Annotated in this window: 21 protein-coding genes; 8 read left to right on the forward strand and 13 right to left on the reverse strand. The window is 68.9% G+C overall.

The window, feature by feature from the left end; genetic code table 11:
- Positions 1 to 33: 33 nt before the first annotated feature.
- The 8 genes from AC1DNF_RS04540 to AC1DNF_RS04575 all read left to right on the forward strand — a co-directional run bounded on the left by AC1DNF_RS04540 (position 34) and on the right by AC1DNF_RS04575 (position 8161).
- Positions 34 to 1164, forward strand: coding sequence for an ice-binding family protein (locus AC1DNF_RS04540; protein WP_478147360.1), 1131 nt, complete (start codon positions 34 to 36; stop codon positions 1162 to 1164).
- 56 nt (positions 1165 to 1220) lie between these two features.
- Positions 1221 to 2375: an outer membrane beta-barrel protein gene (locus tag AC1DNF_RS04545; protein WP_478147361.1), complete on the forward strand. Its 1155-nt coding sequence runs from the start codon at positions 1221 to 1223 to the stop codon at positions 2373 to 2375.
- Positions 2376 to 2655: 280 nt separating this feature from the next.
- Positions 2656 to 3501, forward strand: coding sequence for an STAS domain-containing protein (locus AC1DNF_RS04550; RefSeq protein ID WP_478147362.1), 846 nt, complete (start codon positions 2656 to 2658; stop codon positions 3499 to 3501).
- A 7-nt stretch (positions 3502 to 3508) separates the two neighbouring features.
- Positions 3509 to 3883: an STAS domain-containing protein gene (locus AC1DNF_RS04555; protein ID WP_478147363.1), complete on the forward strand. Its 375-nt coding sequence runs from the start codon at positions 3509 to 3511 to the stop codon at positions 3881 to 3883.
- Positions 3873 to 4277, forward strand: coding sequence for an anti-sigma regulatory factor (locus AC1DNF_RS04560; RefSeq protein WP_478147364.1), 405 nt, complete (start codon positions 3873 to 3875; stop codon positions 4275 to 4277). The genes AC1DNF_RS04555 and AC1DNF_RS04560 overlap by 11 nt, the downstream gene beginning before the upstream one ends.
- Positions 4268 to 5290, forward strand: a complete 1023-nt coding sequence (locus tag AC1DNF_RS04565) for an ATP-binding protein (RefSeq protein WP_478147365.1) — start codon at positions 4268 to 4270, stop codon at positions 5288 to 5290. The genes AC1DNF_RS04560 and AC1DNF_RS04565 overlap by 10 nt, the downstream gene beginning before the upstream one ends.
- Positions 5291 to 5294: 4 nt before the next feature.
- Positions 5295 to 6185, forward strand: a complete 891-nt coding sequence (locus AC1DNF_RS04570) for a sensor histidine kinase (RefSeq protein ID WP_478147366.1) — start codon at positions 5295 to 5297, stop codon at positions 6183 to 6185.
- A 5-nt stretch (positions 6186 to 6190) separates the two neighbouring features.
- The gene (locus tag AC1DNF_RS04575; RefSeq protein ID WP_478147367.1) at positions 6191 to 8161 is read left to right on the forward strand and encodes a hybrid sensor histidine kinase/response regulator; all 1971 of its coding nucleotides are present in this window, start codon (positions 6191 to 6193) and stop codon (positions 8159 to 8161) included.
- Between the two features lie 38 nt (positions 8162 to 8199).
- Here AC1DNF_RS04575 and amrS read toward each other — a convergent pair whose 3' ends face one another.
- From amrS to AC1DNF_RS04640, 13 genes are all read right to left on the reverse strand, one after another.
- Positions 8200 to 9309, reverse strand: a complete 1110-nt coding sequence (gene amrS, locus AC1DNF_RS04580) for an AmmeMemoRadiSam system radical SAM enzyme (RefSeq protein ID WP_478147368.1) — start codon at positions 9307 to 9309, stop codon at positions 8200 to 8202.
- Positions 9306 to 10121: an AmmeMemoRadiSam system protein B gene (gene amrB, locus AC1DNF_RS04585; RefSeq protein ID WP_478147369.1), complete on the reverse strand. Its 816-nt coding sequence runs from the start codon at positions 10119 to 10121 to the stop codon at positions 9306 to 9308. The genes amrS and amrB overlap by 4 nt, the downstream gene beginning before the upstream one ends.
- An 82-nt stretch (positions 10122 to 10203) precedes the next feature.
- Positions 10204 to 10395, reverse strand: a complete 192-nt coding sequence (locus AC1DNF_RS04590; protein WP_478147370.1) for a 2-hydroxymuconate tautomerase — start codon at positions 10393 to 10395, stop codon at positions 10204 to 10206.
- Positions 10396 to 10408: 13 nt separating this feature from the next.
- A complete protein-coding gene (gene dmpH / locus AC1DNF_RS04595) occupies positions 10409 to 11197 on the reverse strand; it encodes a 2-oxo-3-hexenedioate decarboxylase (protein ID WP_478147371.1) in 789 nt (262 codons plus the stop codon).
- An 11-nt stretch (positions 11198 to 11208) separates the two neighbouring features.
- Positions 11209 to 12252: a 4-hydroxy-2-oxovalerate aldolase gene (gene dmpG / locus AC1DNF_RS04600; RefSeq protein WP_478147372.1), complete on the reverse strand. Its 1044-nt coding sequence runs from the start codon at positions 12250 to 12252 to the stop codon at positions 11209 to 11211.
- A gap of 13 nt (positions 12253 to 12265) precedes the next feature.
- Complete coding sequence (locus AC1DNF_RS04605; RefSeq protein ID WP_478147373.1) at positions 12266 to 13177, reverse strand: acetaldehyde dehydrogenase (acetylating); 912 nt, start codon at positions 13175 to 13177, stop codon at positions 12266 to 12268.
- Positions 13178 to 13191: 14 nt separating this feature from the next.
- On the reverse strand, positions 13192 to 13974 hold the full coding sequence (gene dmpE, locus AC1DNF_RS04610) for a 2-oxopent-4-enoate hydratase (protein WP_478147374.1): 783 nt from the start codon (positions 13972 to 13974) through the stop codon (positions 13192 to 13194).
- On the reverse strand, positions 13971 to 14846 hold the full coding sequence (locus AC1DNF_RS04615; protein WP_478147375.1) for an alpha/beta fold hydrolase: 876 nt from the start codon (positions 14844 to 14846) through the stop codon (positions 13971 to 13973). The genes dmpE and AC1DNF_RS04615 overlap by 4 nt, the downstream gene beginning before the upstream one ends.
- Positions 14827 to 16281, reverse strand: coding sequence for a 2-hydroxymuconic semialdehyde dehydrogenase (locus AC1DNF_RS04620; RefSeq protein ID WP_478147376.1), 1455 nt, complete (start codon positions 16279 to 16281; stop codon positions 14827 to 14829). Before AC1DNF_RS04620 ends, AC1DNF_RS04615 begins: the two co-directional genes overlap by 20 nt.
- A gap of 13 nt (positions 16282 to 16294) precedes the next feature.
- Positions 16295 to 16732 (reverse strand): GlcG/HbpS family heme-binding protein, encoded by a 438-nt coding sequence (locus tag AC1DNF_RS04625; protein WP_478147377.1) that lies wholly within the window; start codon positions 16730 to 16732, stop codon positions 16295 to 16297.
- A 16-nt stretch (positions 16733 to 16748) separates the two neighbouring features.
- Positions 16749 to 17693 (reverse strand): catechol 2,3-dioxygenase, encoded by a 945-nt coding sequence (locus AC1DNF_RS04630; RefSeq protein WP_478147378.1) that lies wholly within the window; start codon positions 17691 to 17693, stop codon positions 16749 to 16751.
- 1 nt (position 17694) lies between these two features.
- Positions 17695 to 18036, reverse strand: a complete 342-nt coding sequence (locus AC1DNF_RS04635) for a 2Fe-2S iron-sulfur cluster-binding protein (RefSeq protein WP_478147379.1) — start codon at positions 18034 to 18036, stop codon at positions 17695 to 17697.
- A 12-nt stretch (positions 18037 to 18048) separates the two neighbouring features.
- Positions 18049 to 19113: a 2Fe-2S iron-sulfur cluster-binding protein gene (locus tag AC1DNF_RS04640; protein WP_478147380.1), complete on the reverse strand. Its 1065-nt coding sequence runs from the start codon at positions 19111 to 19113 to the stop codon at positions 18049 to 18051.
- Positions 19114 to 19138: the final 25 nt, after the last annotated feature.

Here is a 19138-nt window from a genome sequence, read left to right on the forward strand (position 1 = left end):
TGTTTCCTGGCCGGTTGCGGCGGTGGCGGCGGAATGGATCCGATCCTGGGTGGGGCGGCCGTCGGGCAGACCGCTGGGGCGGGAGCTGGGGGATTGCAGGTCGCGCCCGTCGCTCCGAGGATCGCGTCGGTGAGTCCATCCATCGGGGCCGTGGGTCTGTGCCCGGTGACCACCGTCAGCGCCACCTTCGACAAGGCCATGGATGCGGCGACCATCAACGGCAACACCTTCCAGGTGATGGGCAACGGCGCCTCGGTCCCCGGGACCGTCAGCTATGACCCGGCGACGCGCGTGGCGCGCTTCGTTCCGACGGCGGCGGCGGGCTTCGCGGCCAGCAGCGCATTCGTCGCGACGGTCAAATCGGGCAACGCGGGCGTCAAGGACCAGGACGGCCTGGCCCTGCTGGCCGACGTGGTCTGGAGCTTCACCACAGGCGCCAAGGCCTGCGTGGCCCCGGTCAATCTGCGCAGCTCCAGTTCGTTCGGCGGTTTCGGCGGGGGCGCCGGCGTCACCAACCAGGGCGTCAACACTGTCGTCAACGGCAAGCTCGGAACCACCGCGGCATGCACCCTGATCACGGGCTTCCACGATGCCTCCAACACCTACACGGAGACGCCCCTGAACATCGGCGCGGTGAACAACGGCGCCGTGTTCTGCGCACCTCCCGCGCCAGGAACCGCCGCCGGCATGACGATCGCCACGCAAGCGGCGGCCGATGCCCGGCAGGCATACAACGAACTGGCGGCCTTGCCGGCGGGAAGCGACCCGGGCGCCGGTCAACTCGGTGGACGCGTGTTGCCGCCAGCGATCTACACCTCGGCGGGAGGCAGCTTCGCGATCACGACAGGCGACCTCACCCTGGACGCACAGGGGGACCCGAATGCGGTGTGGGTGTTCCAGGTGCCGTCGGCTCTGACCGTCGGCCTGGGCGCCACGCCCCGCCAGGTGCTGCTGACCAATGGCGCACAAGCCCAGAACGTGTTCTGGCAAGTCGGCAGCGCCGCTCGCATCGAGGACGGAAGCAGCATGGTGGGCACCATCATCGCCGTCGCCGGCGTGACGATCTCCACGGCCGGTCAGACCGCTCAGACCGTCCTGACGGGACGCGCCCTGGGCCTCTCCGCCTCGGTGACCATGGTCAACACCACGGTGGTGGCCCCGTGAGCGCCCGCGCCTGCCTCGCTCGACTCCACGCCGCGCACATCCTCCGGAGAGCAACGATGAAACCTCGACACGTCCTGCGCATGATCGGCCTGACCGGCCTTGGATGCGTGGCCGCCGGCTCCGCCCTGGCCCAGAACCGCGATGGGCTCGCCTCGCCCTACTCGCCCTATTTCTACGGCGGCGTCTCGCTGGGCGCCTCGCAAGCCCGCATCGACGACGAGAGCATCGTCGCGCGCTTGCGCGGCGCCGGTCTTGCGACCACCCGCATGACGCTCGACGAGAGTTCGACCGCCTACAAGATCTTCGGCGGCTACCAGTTCACGCCGAACTGGGCGTTGGAAGCGGGCTACTTCAATCTCGGCAAGTTCGGGTACGCAGCCACCACGATGCCGGCCGGGACCTTGACGGGCCAGGCGAAGTTCCAGGGCCTCAACCTCGACCTCGTGGGCACGCTTCCCCTGGACGAGCGCTGGTCGCTGCTCGGGCGGGTGGGGGTGCAACACGGCAAGACGCGCGACACCTTCACGCGCAGCGGCGCGGTTGCCTTGACGGCCTTGAACCCCAGCAGCAGCGAGACCAACTTCAAGGTCGGCGTGGGCGTCCAGTACGCGGTCAGCCCCGGCTTCCTGATCCGCGGAGAGCTCGAACGCTACCGGGTCAATGATGCCGTGGGCAACCGCGGCGACATCAACGCGGCCACGGTCAGCCTGGTCTTTCCATTCGGTCGCCCCGCTGCCGCGCCCGTGCGCAGTTTGGCGGCTGCGCCGGCGGAGCCCGCGCCCGCCCCGGCGGCGGCGGTGCCGGCCGCGCCCGTTGCGGCTGCCCCGGTACGCCGGGTCAGCTTCTCGGCCGATTCGCTGTTCGGCTTCGACCGGTCCGAAGTCACGCCGCCCGGCAAGGTCGCGCTCGACCGGTTCGGCGCGGAACTCGCCCAGACCCAGTTCGATGTGATCACGGTCGAAGGTCATACCGACCGTCTCGGCGCCGTCGCCCACAATCAGCGGCTGTCCGTGCAACGTGCCGAAGCCGTCAAGGCTTATCTTGCGCAGTCCGCTCGCATCGATCCAGGAAAGATCATGGCAACGGGCAAGGCCAGCACGGCGCCGGTCACGAAGGCCGGCGAGTGCAAGGGCAGCAAGCCGAGCGCCGCGTTGATCGCCTGCTTGCAGCCCGATCGCCGGGTCGAGGTGGGTGTTGTCGGGCTGCGCTGACTTTCTGCGCAGTCGCAAATCGCAGCTCCGGCAGCCCGGGGCGCTTGCTGGCGCGACGCGCCTTGAGGATCAAGTCGGCGCATCGCCGCCTGTAGGCCTGGGCGCCGCGCAGGCGTAGGCGATCCTTGAAATCGACGCCGCGGCCGCGGGAGGCGCCGGCGCAGTCGATACCATCCAGCACAGGCAGATCGCCGATCTGCCGATTTTTTGCGCTGTCCACCCTTGCCGAAGACAGGGTGCGAACCAGCCGCGCAGGCGCAAGCTCCTGCAGAGGAAAGACATGAAGAACGATTTCGAGGCCCTCCTGGGTGCCTTGCAGGAAGAGGAAAGCAGTCTCGTCGAAGAATGGCTGGGCGAACTTCCGGCCACGGACGGCCGCAGCCGCCGCGCGATGCAATCCGAGGCTTCCGAACTCCTGCGCAACCTGCGCGACGGCCTGCAGGCTGGCGCGGATCCCTCGAGCCTCGAAGCCGCCGAATGGGCGGCGCTGCGCGACGTGCTGTCCACGCTGTCGGGCTCAAGGGCGGCGCAGGGACAGTCGGCGGGCGAGACCAGCGTCTTCGTGCTGGCGTTCAAGAAGCCCTTGTTTGCCGCGCTGCAGAGGCGACTGAGCGAACAGCCCGAGTCGATGGCGCCCGCGCTTTGGGCCCTCTCGACCATGGTCGACAGGTTCGCCCAGCACACGGCGTCGACCTTTCAGCAGGCGCGCGAGGACATCATCCGGCGCCAGCAGGACGAGCTTCTCGAGCTGTCGACACCGGTCGTCAAGCTGTGGGAAGGGGTGCTGGCCGTGCCGATGATCGGCGTGCTCGACAGCAGCCGAACACAGATGGTCATGGAGGCGCTGCTGCAACGCATCGTCGACACCGGCTCGGCGCTGGCGATCATCGACATCACCGGCGTGCCGACGGTCGATACCCTGGTGGCGCAGCATCTCCTCAAGACCGTCACCGCCATCCGCCTCATGGGGGCGGACTGCATCATCAGCGGCATTCGCCCGCAGATCGCGCAGACGATCGTGCACCTCGGCATCGACCTCCAAGGGGTCAGTACCAAGGCCACGCTGGCCGATGCGCTCGCGCTCGCGCTTCAGCGGACGGGCTGGCGCATTTCGCGCGACAAGTAAGGCCGCCATGGACCGCATCCCCATCCTGCGCATCGGCGAGACCCTCCTGGTGACCATCCAGGTCGACATGCAGGATCAGACCGCGTTGACTCTGCAGGACGATCTTGCCGAGCGGATCGCCAAGACCGCTGCTTCGGGCGTGATGATCGACATCTCCGCGCTCGAGATCGTCGATTCCTTCATCGGCCGCATGCTGACCAGCATCTCGGGCATAGCCCGCATCCTCTCCGCCACGACGGTGGTCGTCGGCATGCAGCCCGCGGTGGCCATCACGCTGGTCGAGCTGGGCCTGTCGCTCGAAGGCGTCCGGACCGCGCTCAACGTCGAGCGCGGCATGGAACTGCTCCAGCGCGCTCGCGAGGAGCCCTCTCTTGGCTGCTGAGCCCACCGGAGCGCTGCCCCTGCAATCGGAGCAGAACATCGTCGCCAGCCGGCAGATGGTGCGCACGCTTTGCCAGGAGCTCAAGCTGTCGCTGGTCGACCAGACCAAGATGATCACCGCCGCCAGCGAGCTGGCGCGCAACACGCTGATCCACGGCGGCGGCGGGACCATGCGTTGGGCGTTCGTGGAACGCAATGGCAGGCGCGGCTTGCAACTGCATTTCGAGGACCGTGGGCCGGGCATCGCCGATCTTGCGCTGGCGCTGACCGACGGCTGGACCACCGGCACCGGCATGGGCTTCGGCCTGCCCGGCAGCAAGCGCCTGGTCAATGATTTCGACGTTCACTCGGTCTTCGGCGAGGGCACCCGCGTGAGCATCACCAAGTGGAAGTAATCGCCGGCTGGACCCACAAGGCCTTCCCCATCGACGACGCGAGCCGGGTTGGGGAAGCGCGCCGCCATGCCGCGCTGCTGGCGTCCGGGCTGGGGTTCTCCGAGGTCGATGCCGGCCGCCTGGCGCTGGTCGTGACCGAACTCGGGACCAACCTGCAGCGGCATGCGAGCAAGGGCCGGCTGCTGATCGCCGCGCGCCCCGAGGCCCGCGACGTCGAGATCATCGCCATCGACGAAGGGCCCGGCATCGCCGACCTGCCGCTGTCGATGCAGGACGGACAGTCTTCCGGCGGCACGCCCGGCACCGGCCTGGGCGCCATACGGCGACTGGCCGACGATTTCGATATTCATTCGTCCGTGCCGCATGGCACCGTGAGCGTCGCGCGCGTTCGCCGGCCGGGCGCGCCCGACGGCGCGCAGGCCGGCGAGCCCGCGGTGCTGATCGGCGCCGTGCGGCTGCCGGCACCGGGTGAAACGGTGTGCGGCGATGCCTGGTCCGCCGGCCGCGACGGGATGCGGATCAGCCTCATGCTCGCCGACGGCCTCGGCCATGGCCCGGAGGCCGCGAAGGCCTCTCTGGCGGCCACCGCCGCGTTTGCCCTCGACCCGTCGGCGGCGCCGCGCGAGCTGGTGCAGAAAGCGCACCTGGCACTGCAGACGACGCGCGGCGCGGCCGTCTGCGCGGTCCGGATCGACGCCGGGGCCTCGACCTTGAGCTACTCCGGCGCCGGCAACGTGGTCGGCCGGGTGTTCTCGGGCGTGTTCGACAAGGCGATCATCACGCAGCACGGCACGGCCGGCCTCCAGATTCGACGACCCGAGGAGAGTTCAATGGCGCTCCCAGCGCATGCCCTGGTGATCATTCACAGCGACGGCATCGACACGCGCTGGCGGGGCGAGCGCCTGCTGCCGGTGCTGCAGAAGGACCCCGCCCTGGTGGCGGCCATCCTGTTGCGCGACCACACGCGGCAGCGGGACGACGCGACCGTCGTCGTGCTGCGGCGACTGGACTAGCGACATGACACCCGAAATCAACCCGCCTTCGAACGCTCCGCCCGGCGACGATCCCTCCGCGCTGGCCGCCAGTCGCCAGGAAGCGAACGAGCTGCGCGCGGAACTCGAGGAGACCAACCGCGGCGTGGTGGCGCTCTATGCCGAACTCGACGCGCAGGCCGAGCAGCTCAAGCAGGCGACGGAACTCAAGAGCCGTTTCCTCGCCTACATGAGCCACGAGTTCCGCACCCCGATCAACTCCATCCGCAGCATCACGCGGCTCCTGGTCGACCGGGTCGACGGCCCGCTCACGTCCGAACAAGAGCGCCAGGTGAAGTTCATCGAGACGAGTGCCGCCGAATTCGCCGACCTGGTCGACGACCTGCTCGACCTCGCCAAGATCGAGGCGGGCCGGCTCGAGATCTCCCCTGCCTGGTTCGAGATGGTCGACCTCTTCACGGCGCTGCGGGGCATGTTCAAGCCCATGGTCACCAATCCCGACACCGCGCTGATCTTCGAGGAGCCGCATGAACTGCCGCGGCTCTTCACGGACGACCGGAAGCTTTCGCAGATTCTGCGCAACTTCATCTCGAACGCGCTCAAGTTCACCTTGCAGGGGGAAGTGCGCGTGTCGGCGACGAGGCTGGACGGCGACTTCGTGCGCTTCTCGGTGTCGGACACCGGCATCGGCATCGCGCGCGAGCATCATGCGGCCGTGTTCGACGACTTCACGCAGGTCGATTCGCCGCTTCAGAAGCGCCTGCGCGGCACAGGCCTCGGCCTCTCGCTGAGCAAGCACCTCGCGCAGCTGCTCGGCGGGGAGGTGAAGATCGCCAGCGAGCTTGGCAAGGGCTCGGTGTTCTCGGTGATCCTGCCGGTCCAGCTGAAGCGCTCCGAGACGCCGGAGAAGGACTGAGTGCGATGGTCTCCAACGTCATCAACACCACCATCGACCGTGGCCGCCACACCGTGCTGGTGGTCGACGACAACCCCGCCACGCGGTATTCGACGGCACGCGTGATCCGCGCCGCGGGGTTCCTGACCACCGAGGCCGGCACCGGGCGCGAGGCGCTCGACCTGGCCGCCACCCAGGTGTCGGCGGTGGTTCTCGACGTGCATCTGCCCGACATCGACGGCTTCGAGGTGTGCCGGACGATCCGCGCCGACCCGGCCATGGCGACCTTGCCGGTGATCCACCTGTCGGCGGCCTTCGTGCGCAACGAGGACAAGGTCACGGGCTTGAATGCCGGCGCCGATGCCTACCTGGTGCACCCTGTCGAGCCGGCGATGCTGATCGCGACGCTGCAGGCGCTCATCCGCGCCCGCATGGCGGAAGACCGGCTGCGCAGCAGCGAATCGCGCTTCCGCGCGATCTATACCCAGGCCCCCACCGGCATGGCGCTGATCGACGATGCCGGTCGCTTCGTCGACGTCAACCCGACCATGCTCGCCATGCTGCACCGCGCCCGCGAGGAAATCATCGGCGAAGCGGTGGCTGCCTTCGCATCCGACGAGTGGGAGGACCTGGTGCGCGAGAAGACCGCCGGCGCGCACGAGGGCTCGGCCGCCTGGCAGTCCGAGTTCGCGCTGCGGCGGCGGGACGGCAGCGTGGTGCGCCTGGAGTGGACGATGTCGGCCCCCATCGAGCCCGGATTGCGCATCGGCATCGCGCTCGATGTCTCGGAACGCTTCGAGCTCGAGGCACGTCGCCTGGAAGTGCTGCAACGCGAGCAGGCGGCGCGCGCGGCGGCGGAACGGCACAGCCGTACCAAGGACGATTTCGTCGCCGTCCTCTCGCACGAGTTGCGCAATCCGCTCAATGCCATCGGGGGCTGGGTGCACGTCTTGAAGACGCGCAACCATTCGCCCGACCTGCTCGAGAAGGGGCTGACCGCGATCGACCGCAGCGTGAAGGCGCAGGCCCGCCTGATTTCCGACATCCTCGACGTCTCGCGCATCAGCTCCGGGAAGCTTCGGCTGTACCCCGAATGGAGCGAACCGCGGGCGCTTGTCGCCTCCTCCATCGAGGCCCTGGGCGCGGCGATCGCGTCCAAGCGCCTCGACATCCGGTTCGAGCACGAGGAAGCCGAGCAGCCGGCCTGGCTCGACCCCACGCGCTTCCAGCAGATCGTCTGGAACCTGTTGTCGAACGCCGTCAAGTTCTCGAACGAGGGCGGGTCGATCCGCATCAGCCTAGCGCGCAGTGAGGATCACCTGGTGCTTTGCGTGCAGGACTTCGGCCGTGGCATCGACGCCGAGTTCAAGGCCCATCTGTTCGACCGCTTCACCCAAAGCGACTCGCCCGACAACCGCTTCCACGGAGGCCTCGGCCTGGGGCTCTCGATCGTGAAGAACCTGGCGGAGCTGCACGAGGGCAGCGTCACGGCGGACAGCGAAGGCGCCGGCAAAGGGGCCACGCTGCGCGTCGACCTGATCGTGGTGCCGGGCGACGGTTCTTCGCTGGTTCTGAGCGAACGGCAGGAGTCGCGACCAGCGCTCCTCATCGGTCGCGTGCTGGACGGGATCGAGGTGGTGGTTGTCGAGGACAACGCGGACGCGAGCGAGATGCTCACCATGGTGCTCGCGGACGCGGGCGCCCACGTCCGGCTGGCGGCGAACTGCGAAGACGCCATGCAACTGATCCAACAGCATTGGCCCGAGGTGCTGGTGAGCGATATCGGACTGCCGGGACGTGACGGCTATGAACTGATCCGGCTGGCGCGGCAACACGGCGAGTCGCAGGGTTCGACCCCGCTCTACGCCGTCGCGCTGACGGCATTCTCGCGGCCCCAGGACCGTGCCAGGGCCTTGGAAGCGGGCTTCGACGAGCACCTGGGCAAGCCGCTTCAGCCGCACGTCTTGATGAATGTGATCAACGGTCGGCAACGCTGACAGGCTCGCTCTGGAGGCAGAAGCACCGACAGGACCGGCTACCGCGAAGCGGCCGCCACCCGCACCGGAATTCGCCGCCGCCCGAAGCCGCCGTCGAAGGCCCCGAAGCGCCCGGCGATCTTCGTGCCGCAGTGCGGGCATTCGCCACGCGCATCGAGTTCGCACGCCAGCACGGCGTACCAGTCCCTGCGCACCAGCGGCGCGCCGCAGTGGGGGCAGAAGGTCGTGCCGCCCTCCACGTCGTGCACATTGCCGGTGTAGACATGGTGCAAGCCGTTGCGCAGCGCGATGGCGCGGGCGCGCCTGAGCGTGGCCGGCGGCGTCGGCGGCAGTTCCGTCATCTTGTAGTCCGGGTGGAAGGCCGTGAAGTGCAGCGGCACGTCCGGGCCGAGGTGGTCCGCGAGCCAGCGGCTCATCGCCTCGATCTCCGCATCGCTGTCATTGAGGCCGGGAATCAGCAGCGTCGTGATCTCGAACCAGCAGGTCGTCTCGTGGCGCAGGTACTGCAGCGTGTCGAGCACCGGCGCGAGGTGCGCCCCGGTCTGCCGGAAGTAGAAGTCTTCGGTGAAGCCCTTGAGGTCGACATTGGCCGCGTTCATCCTGGCATAGAACGCGCGCCGCGGCTCGGCGTGCATGTAGCCCGCGGTCACGGCGACGCTGAACAGGCCCAGCGCATGGCAGGCATCGGCGGTGTCCATCGCGTACTCGGCGAAGATCACCGGGTCGTTGTAGGTGAAGGCCACGCTCAGCGCGCCCCGCTCGCGCGCCAGCTCGGCGATGCGTCGCGGCGAGGCGGTGTCCATGAGCCGATCCATCTCGCGGCTCTTCGAGATGTCCCAGTTCTGGCAGAACTTGCACGCCAGGTTGCAGCCCGCGGTGCCGAACGAGAGCACGCTGGAGCCGGGATGGAAATGGTTCAGGGGCTTCTTCTCGATCGGGTCGATGCAGAAGCCAGAGCTGCGTCCGTAGGTCGTCAGCACCATCGCATCGTCCACCCGCTGGCGCACGAAGCACAAGCCGCGCTGGCCCTCGTGCAGCCGGCAGTCGCGCGGGCACAGGTCGCACTGGATGCGCCCGTCGTCGAGCCGGTGCCACCAGCGTGCCGGGTACGCCGTGTCGCCCGGGTCCTGGGGCCAGGCCGTGTTCATGATGCCTGCGCCTCGAACGCGATCGCGGCATAGCCGACGACGCGGCGGCGGTCTCCCGCGGTGTCGCCGGAGTTGCGCAGGTCCAGCAGCCTCGGCATCAGGCGGTGATGGCGGGCCGCCCGCAGCGCGCCGTTGATCGCCAGCGCGCCGCAGGCCTCCTCCGGATCCAGGGCGCCGTCGAAATCGAGAATGCGGCGCACCGTCTCGCGATCGCGGGCCTGCGCCTGCGCATGGGGCAGGTAGTGCGAGAGATCGGAGCTGATGACGATCAGCGTCTCGTCTCCGCCCCACAGGCGCTCCAGCACTTGCGCGACCTCGGCGGCCCCGGCGTTGCCGACGAGCAGCGGCACCAGCGCGAACGAATCCAGCATCGTCTGCAGGAACGGAAGCTGCACCTCCAGCGCGTGCTCGAAAGCGTGCGGGCGGTCGTCGCGCGCGACTTGCGGCAGGTCGCCGAGGGTGGCGAGCGCGACCTGGTCCAGGGCGACACGGCCGAGCGGCGTGTCGAAGGCGTCCGCCACCGGCGCCGTGAGCGCGCGCACGCCATGGTGATGGGCCGGACCCATCAGCACGATGCGGCTGATCCGCTCGCGCCATGGCGCCAGGCGGAAATAGGCCTGTGCCGCGATGGCCCCGGAATACCGATAGCCCGCATGCGGAACGATGAGCAACTTGGGAAATCCCGCCGCCTCGCCGGCCGCCAGACCGGAGACGGCCGCGGCGGCGAGGCAATCGCGAACCTGTCGCCCGAGCTGCCGCGCGTCCTCGGCGTAGAACATCCCAGCAACCGCGGCGGGACGAACAGCAGGCATGGCGGCATCGGCTCCTCGCGCCAATATGGACTCGCCGCGCCTCGACGTCAATCGGCGCGGCGAGAGGGCCCGCGCGGCCCCGTCAGCGCCCGAGGTCTTTCGCGCTGACCCCGGCGATGCCCCAGTTCTCCTTGGGCACGTCGTGGATCCAGACGCGAACGTTCTCCTTCGGCGCGCCGACGGCTTCCACCAGCGCCTGCGTCACCTTCTCGATCACCGCCTTCTTCTGTTCGGCGGTGCGGCCCTCGATCATGTAGATCTGTGCGAACGGCATGTCGGTTCTCCCTTCAGACGAAACGCAGCGACACGCTGCCCAGGTGCTGGATGCGCAGGCTGACGTGGTCGCCGGCCTCGACCGCCACCGCCTCGGTGACGCCGCCCGACAGGATCACGCTGCCGGCCGGGATCTCCTGCCCGCGACGGCCCAGGTGGTTGGCGAGCATCGCCACCGCCGCGGCCGGATGGCCCAGCACGGCGGCACCGGCGCCGAGCGACACGACCTGGCCGTTCTTCTCCATCACCACGCCGAGCGTGCGCAGGTCCACGCTCTGCGGCGAGGCCGCGCGCCCGCCCACGACGAAGCGCGAGGCCGAGGTGTTGTCGGCCACCACGCTCTTCAGGTCGAACTTGAAGTCGCGGTAGCGGCTGTCGATGACCTCGATGCCCGGCATCACGAAGTCGGTGGCCGCGAGCACCGAGCCGATGTGGCAGCCCGGCCCCTTCAGCGCCCGCTTCAGGACGAAGGCGATCTCGGGTTCCACCTTGGGGTGGATCAGTTCCTTCATCCGGACCTCGGCGCCCTCCGGCAGGCTGAAGCTGTCGACCAGGAAGCCGAAGACCGGCATGTCCACGCCCATCTGCTTCATCTTCGCGTGCGAGGTCAGGCCCGCCTTCAGCCCGACCACGCGCGCGCCGCGCGAGAGCTTGCGGCGCAGGATCTCGTCCTGGATCGCGTAGGCGTCGTCCCAGTCCATGCCGGGATGTTCGTCGGTGATCTTGGGCGTGTCCCGCGCCTGCAGTTCGCAGGTCTCCAGGTGCTCGGCCAGGGCGGCGATGGTGCTTTTGTCGAGTGCCATGGGGTGTCTCCTCAGGCGGCCAGCGCCGGCATCAGGCCGCGCGCCTTTGCCAGCGTCAGCGCCGTGTCTTCGATCATGTCTTCCTGCCCGCCGACCATGCCGCGACGGCCCAGCTCGACGAGGATGTCGCGTGCCGACACGCCGTATTTCTTCTCCGCGCGCTTGGCGAAGAGCAGGAAGGAGCCGTAGACGCCGGCATAGCCGAGCGTGAGCGCATCGCGGTCGATGCGGATCGGGAAGTCCATGATCGGCACCACCAGGTCCTCGGCCACGTCCTGGATCTTCCAGACGTCCACGCCGGTCTCGATGCCCATGCGGTCGCACACCGCCACCAGCACTTCCATCGGCGTGTTGCCCGCGCCGGCGCCCAGCCCGGCGGCGGCCGCGTCGATGCGCGTCGCGCCCGCCTCGATGGCGGCGATCGAGTTCGCCACGCCCATGGCCAGGTTGTGGTGGCCGTGGAAGCCGAGTTCCGTCTCCGGCTTGAGCGCCTCGCGCACCGCCGAGATGCGCGCCTTCACGTCGTCGGGCAGCATGTAGCCGGCCGAGTCGGTCACGTAGATGCAGTTGGCGCCGTAGCCCTCCATCAGCAAGGCCTGCCTGGCCAGCCCCTCGGGGCTGTTCATGTGCGCCATCATCAGGAAGCCCACCGTGTCCATGCCGAGCTTGCGCGCGGCCGTGATGTGCTGTTCGCTCACATCGCCCTCGGTGCAATGCGTGGCGACGCGGATCGTGCGCACGCCCAGCTCATGCGCCATGCGCAGGTGCTCGACCGTGCCGATCCCCGGGATCAGCAGCGCCGAGACCTTGGCCTGCTTCATCAGCGGGATCACGGCCGAGAGGTATTCCTCGTCGGTGTGCGCCGGGAAGCCGTAGTTGACGGAGCTGCCGCCCAGCCCGTCGCCGTGCGTCACCTCGATGAGCGGCACGCCCGCGTTGTCCAGGCCCTGCGCGATGCTCTTCATCTGGTCGAGCGTCATCTGGTGGCGCTTGGGGTGCATGCCGTCGCGCAGCGTCATGTCGTGCACGACGATGTGTTTGCCCTTGAGTGTCATGGTGCTTGTTCCTTCAGGTGGCCAGGGGCTCGAGCGTCAGCGAGCCATTGAGGATTTCTTCGGCGAACATCTCGGCGGTGCGCGCGGCGGCCGCGGTCATGATGTCCAGGTTGCCCGCGTACTTGGGCAGGTAGTCCCCGAGGCCTTCGACCTCGAGGTAGATCGAGACACGGTTGCCGTCGATGACCGGGCCGTTGACCAGCCGGTAGCCGGGCACGTACTTCTGCACTTCCTTGATCATCGCGTGCACCGATTCCTCGATCTGCGCGGCCTTGGGCGTGCCTTCGACCAGGCAGTGCACGGTGTCGCGCATGATCAGCGGCGGCTCGGCCGGGTTGATGACGATGATGGCCTTGCCCTTCTTCGCGCCGCCCACCTTGGCCACCGCGCCGGCCGTGGTGCGGGTGAACTCGTCGATGTTGCGGCGCGTGCCGGGGCCGGCGCTGCGCGATGCGACGGTCGCGATGATCTCGGCGTAGTCGACCGGCTGCACGCGCGAGACGGCATACACCATGGGGATGGTCGCCTGCCCGCCGCAGGTGACCATGTTGACGTTCATCTCGCGCCGCCCCACATGCTGCTTCAGGTTGACCGGGGGCACGCAGTAGGGGCCGATGGCCGCGGGCGTGAGGTCGATCATCATCACGCCGAGCGCATTGAGCTTGCGCGAGTTCTCGGCATGCACGTAGGCGCTGGTGGCGTCGAAGGCGATCTGCACGTCGTCGGCCTTCACATGCGGCAGCAAGCCTTCCACGCCGTCGGCGGTGGTCTTGATGCCCATCTCGCGGGCGCGCCGCAGGCCGTCGGAATCGGGGTCGATGCCCACCATCCAGACCGGCTCCAGCACCTCGCTGCGCTGCAGCTTGGCCAGCAGGTCGGTGCCGATGTTGCCGGGCCCGATGAGGGCGCATTTCACTTTCTTCATGGGTTCTCCAAGGTTCAGATGAATCGGACCGAGCAGCCGCCGATGCCGCCGATGGTCACGCGCAGGTTGTCGCCGGCCTTCACAGGCACCATCGCGGCGAGCGAGCCGGAGAGCACCACCTCGCCGGCCTTCAGGCCGACGCCGAGCGCGCCGAGGGTGTTGGCCAGCCAGGCCACGGCATTGGCGGGGGCGCCGAGCGCGGCGGCGCCGGCCCCGGTGGCGACGATCTCGCCGTTCTTCTCCAGCACCATGCCGCAGGTGTCGAGGTCGACCTCGCGCGGGTCGACCACGCGCTCGCCCAGCACGAACACGCCGCAGGACGCGTTGTCGGCCACGGTGTCCTGGATCTTGATCTTCCAGTCGCGGATGCGCGAGTCGACGATCTCGAAGCACGCCATCACGCCCTCGGTGGCGGCCAGCACGTCGGCGGCGCTGACGCCGGGGCCCTTCAGGTCGTGCTTGAGCAGGAAGGCGATCTCGCCTTCGGCCTTGGGCTGGATCAGCGAGGCGGCCTCGATCGCCTGGCCTTCGTTGTAGACCATGCCGTCGAGCAGGATGCCGAAGTCGGGCTGGAAGACGCCCAGCATGTTCATCACCGCGCTGGAGGTGACGCCGATCTTCTTGCCGACCACCGTCTCGCCGGCCTCGATGCGCCGCGCGTTCAGCCGCTGCTGGATGCGGTAGGCGTCCTCGATGGTGATGCCGGGGTGGCGGGTGGTGAGCGGGTCCACCACGCGGCAGGCCTTGAGCGCGTCGTGGAGTTCGTCGCCGAGTGTTGCGATCAGTTCGGGGTTCATGGGCGTGAGGCCTTTGCGGGTTGGGATGGGTCGGCGCCGCCTTCGGCGAGGAAGTTGCCGACCAGCTGCGCGAAGCGCGCCGCGTGCTCGATCTGCGTCCAGTGGCCGCAGTGCGGATAGACGTGCAGCTGCGCGCGCGGCAGCCACTGCGCGAGCGTGAGCGAATTGGCCAGCGGGATCACCTGGTCTTCGCGGCCGTGGATCACCAGCGCCTCGTGGCCGACGCCGCGGATGTCGGCCTCGGGGCTGGCCATGGCGTCCACCCAGCGCTGGCGCGGCGCGGGAAACATGGCGGCGTAGGACTCCTGGAAACCGGGCCGGATGCTGGCCTCGTAGCGCAGTTGCGCCAGCTCGTCGTTCACCAGGCCACGGTCGTAGGCAAAGATGTCGAGCAGCCCGCGCATGGCCTGCAGCGAGGGCGTGTAGCCCCACACCGCATCGAGCCCGCGGGTGATCGCGAAGGGCACGCCCACGCTGCCCATCAGCACCAGGCGGCGCACGCGCCGCGGGTGGCGGATGGTCAGCGCCAGGGCCAGCGCGCCGCCGAAGGAGTTGCCGACCAGGTCGGTCTGCTGGATGTCGAGCGCATCGAGCAGGCCCACCGCCTGCGCGACCCAGGTGTCCATGTCGTAGCGCTGCCCGGCGGGACGCTCGGTGAAGCCGAAGCCCACCATGTCGGGCGCGATCACCCTCGCCTGCCTGGCCAGCGCGGGCATCACGAGGCGCCAGTTGGCCCAGGCCGAGACGCCGGGGCCGGAGCCGTGGATCATCAGCACCGGCGGCCCGCCGCCGAGGTCGTGCACGTTGGTGCGGATGCCCGCGGCGAGCACGGACTTGCCGATCTCCGGGTTGTCAGAGCTTGATGCAGACATTCTTCAGCTCCGTGTAGAACTCCAGCGAGTGGACCCCGCCCTCGCGCCCGATGCCCGACTGCTTGGCGCCGCCGAAGGGCGTGCGCAGGTCACGCAGGAACCAGCTGTTGACCCAGGCGATGCCGACCTCCATGCGCTGCGCCACGCGGTGCGCGCGCGAGAGGTCGCGCGTCCAGATCGCGGTGGCCAGGCCGTAGTCGTTGGCGTTGGCCTTGGCCAGCACTTCGTCCTCGGTGTCGAAGGGCGCGATGTGGCAGCAGGGGCCGAACACTTCCTCCTTGATCACGCGCGAACTCTCGGGCAGGCCGGTCCAGATCGTCGGCTGCACCCAGGCGCCATCGGCCAGGTCGCCGGCCATCGGCGGCACGCCGCCGCCCGTCACCAGGGTGGCGCCCTCCTCGGCCGCGAGCTTGTAGTAGGACAGCACCTTGGCCTGATGCTCCTTGCTGATCAGCGGGCCCATGCCGGTGGCCGCATCCTCGGGGCGGCCGATCCTGAGTCCCTCGGCGCCCTTCTTCAGCGCGGCGACGAAGCGGTCGAACAGCGGCCGCTCGACGTAGACGCGTTCGGTGCCCAGGCACACCTGCCCGCAGTTGGCGAAAGCGGAGCGCATCGTGCCCTCGATCGCGGCGTCGAAGTCGCAGTCGGCGAACACGATGGCCGCGTTCTTGCCGCCCATCTCCAGGCTCACCGGCCGCGCGCCATGGGCGGCGGCGCGCATGATGACCTCGCCCGTGCGCGTCTCGCCGGTGAAGGTGATCGCGTCGACATGCGGATGCGTGGTGACGAACTCGCCGGCCGAATCGGGCCCGAAGCCGTGCACCACGTTGTAGACGCCCTTGGGGATGCCGGCCTCGTTCATCACCTCGCCCAGGAGCGCCGCGGTCTGCGGCGTTTCCTCGGAGGGCTTGACGACCACCGTGTTGCCGCAGGCCAGCGCGGGGCCGACCTTCCAGGTCATCAGCAGCAGCGGCAGGTTCCAGGGGCAGATGACGCCCACCACGCCCACGGGCGAGCGGTAGCCGTAGTTGATCGCGCCGCGGCCGTCGGGCGTGGCCATCTCGAAGAACTCGGTGGGCACGTTCTTCACCACGTCGGCGAAGATCTTGAAGTTGGCCGCCCCGCGCGGGATGTCGATGTGCCGCGCCAGGCTCATGGGCTTGCCGGTGTCGGCGCACTCGGCTTCGAGGAAGTCGTCGAAGCGGCGGTTGATGCCGTCGGCGAGCGCGTAGAGGCGCTCGACGCGCTCGGCCACCGTCATGCGCGCCCACGGGCCCCGCAGCGCCGCGCGCGCCGCCGCCACCGCGGCGTCGACCTCGACGGGCCCGGCCTCGTGGACCTGCGCGATCACGCGGCCGGTGAGCGGCGAGACCTTGTCGAAAGTGCGGCGGCCGGCGGTGTATTCGCCGTTGATGAAGTTGAGGATCTGTTTCATGGTTGGGTCTGGATCATTCGAGCGCCAGCGCCGCCAGTCCGGCGCGGGCAATAAGTTCGTCCTGTTCTTCGCTGCCGCCGGAGACGCCGATGGCGCCGATCAGCACGCCCTCCTCGACGATCGGCAGGCCGCCGCCGAAGGCCACGAAGCGCGGCCGCCGCACCAGGCCTTCGCGCACCGCGGCCGAGTGCGTCAGCAGCACCTCGCTCCAGCGCGAGGTCGGCAGGCCGAAGCTGGCGGCGGTGAAGGCCTTGTCCATGGCGATCTCCACCGAGTGGAGCGGCGCGCCCGGCATGCGCAGGAAGGCCGCCGGCAAGCCGCTCGCGTCGACCAGCGCGACGTTGACCCGCACGTCCAGGGCTTCGGCCGCCCGCACCGCGGCGCCGGCCGCGGCGTGGGCCGCGGTCCAGGCGATGCAGCGCTGGGCCACGCTGTGTGAACTGGAGCTCATCGGGGGCCTCGCCTGCTCAGGTGTAGACGTCGGTGAACGAGGGCACGAGATCACCGGTGTGATAGAAGATCCCGCTGCCCAGCTTGTCCTCGGTCCAGGTCGTGACGGGGCGGTCCGGCTGGGCCAGGTAGCCCAGGCCCGCGAAGGTCTCGTTGCGGTTGCCGCTCGGGTCGAAGAAGTAGATCGTCTCGCCGCGCGTGATGCCGTGGCGCGTGGGCGCCACGTCGATGCGGACCTTGTTCTTCGCCATCACGTCGGCGGCCTTGAGCACGTCGTGCCACGAGTCGAGGAAGAACGCGATGTGGTGCAGGCCCGCCTTCGGACCGCCGACGAAGGCGATGTCGTGCGGCGTGGTGGTGCGGCTCATCCAGGTCGCCGCCTGGATCTGGCCGCCCGGGCCGACCATCACCTGCTCGGTGAGGAAGAAGTCCAGCGCCTCGATCAGGAAGCGCGTGTTGTCCGCCACCTTGTTGACGCCGGTCTCCGGGTTCAGCTCGCACATGAGCAGGAGGTGGTCGAGCCAGTGCGCGCCCGCGCCCTTGAGGTTGTCGGGCCATGGATCGGGGTTGACGGTGCCGACCTCGGTGCCGACGTATTCCTTCATGGCGTAGAGGCGCATCTCATGCTCGCTCGGCAGCTTGAACTGCAGCATGCGGCCGGTGGAGGGCAGCGTGCCTTCGGGCAGCATCGTGGTGCGGATGCCCCAGGTCTCGATGCGCTTCTGGAGCACGTCGAGGTCGGCATCGTCGCGCACCTTGTAGGCGACGTGGTTCAGGCCCGCCTGGTCCGACGGCGTCAGGATCAGCGAATACTTGTCCCACTCGTCCCAGCACTTGAGGTAGACGTTGCCGACCTTGTCCTGCATCGTCGTCTTCATGCCCAGCACGTTCTCGTAGTGCTTCACGGCGGCCGCCATGTCCATCACCTTCAAGCTGGCGTGGCCGATTCTGAGTACACCCATTTCAAGTCTCCTGTTGCTGTGTTGATGAAAATCGCTTCTCGAGCCTGCCGGCCACCTCCAGCCGCACCGTGGTGGCAGGCGCCACCCGGCAGGCCAGCGTGACCCCGCACCGCTCTTCCTCTTCGCTCACATGCGCGCGGCTCACCGGCCCGAGCGCGCGCACCGTTCCTTCGACGATGCGCACCTTGCAGACGCCGCAGCCGCCGTTGACGCAGCCCGCCGGGATGCCCTTGCGGCCCAGGTGCAACATGCCCCGCAGCAGGCTCTCGTCGCCGGCGCAGGGGTAGGTCTCCCCGGTCTGCCCGATGTGCACGCTGTGCTTGGGACGGCTGTCGAAGAACATCCGTGCGCTCCTTCAGACCCGCTGGAACAGCGGGCTGCGCTGCGTGCTGGTATCGGCCGCCGAGAGGAACTTCTCGGTGTAGATGTCGCGCTCGAACAGGCGCCCCTGCATCAGCGTCGAAATGCAGGCCTCGACCATCGGCGGCGGCCCGCACAGGTAGGCCTTGTGGCCCTGGAAGCCGGCGCCGAAATGCGCCCGCGCCGCCTCGTGCACGAAGCCCCGGGCGTCGGCCCAGGCCGAGCCCGCGGGTTCGTCGGAGAGGGCCGGCACGTAGCTGAAGTTCGGGTACTCGCGCGCCAGTGCGCGGAACTCGGCGTCGTAGTAGAGCTCCGCGTGCGAGCGCTGGCCGTAGACCAGCGTGATCGGCTGCGTGCAGCCGCTGGCGAGCAGGTCCAGGATCATCGAGCGCGGGCTCGACAGGCCCGAGCCGCCGGCCATGAAGACCATCGGCATCCGCGAGGACTTGCGCACGAAGAAGCGGCCATAGGGCCCCGCCAGGCGCAGCCGCTCGCCCACCGCGAGCTGCTTGTGCAGGTAGGTGGTGCCGGGGCCGCCCGCGACGATGCGCACGTTGAGCTCGATCTCCGTGCTGTTGCCGCGCGCGTCCGGCGCGTTGGCGATGGAAAACGAGCGGCTCTCCCCCAGGCCCGGGATCTCCAGCTGCACGTACTGCCCGGCCTGGAAGTGGATCGGCTTGTCCAGCGTGATGAACAGGCCCCGGATGGTCGGCGTCAGGTCGACGATGCGCGTGACGGTGCCGGCGAAGTCGCGCACCGGGATGACCTCGGCGTCGGGCTCTTCGTCGATGTCGGCCTCGATCACCGAGTCGGCCAGCAGCGTGGCGCAGCAGGCCAGCGCCTTGCCCTCGTCGCGCTCGAACTCCATCAGCGCGAAGGGGTTGGCATGGCCGTGGTCCACCTCGCCGTCGGACACCTGCACCTTGCAGGTGCCGCACAGGCCATGGCAGCAGGCATGCGGGATGTAGATGCCCTGGCGCAGCGCGGCGTCGAGCAGGGTCTGGCCCTCCTCCACCTCGATGGTGGCGCCCAGGGGTTCGATGGTCAGGGTATGGCTCATGGCAATGGCAATCGGCAAGGCCCCG

The sequence above is a fragment of the Variovorax sp. 01T432 genome (assembly GCF_056398605.1).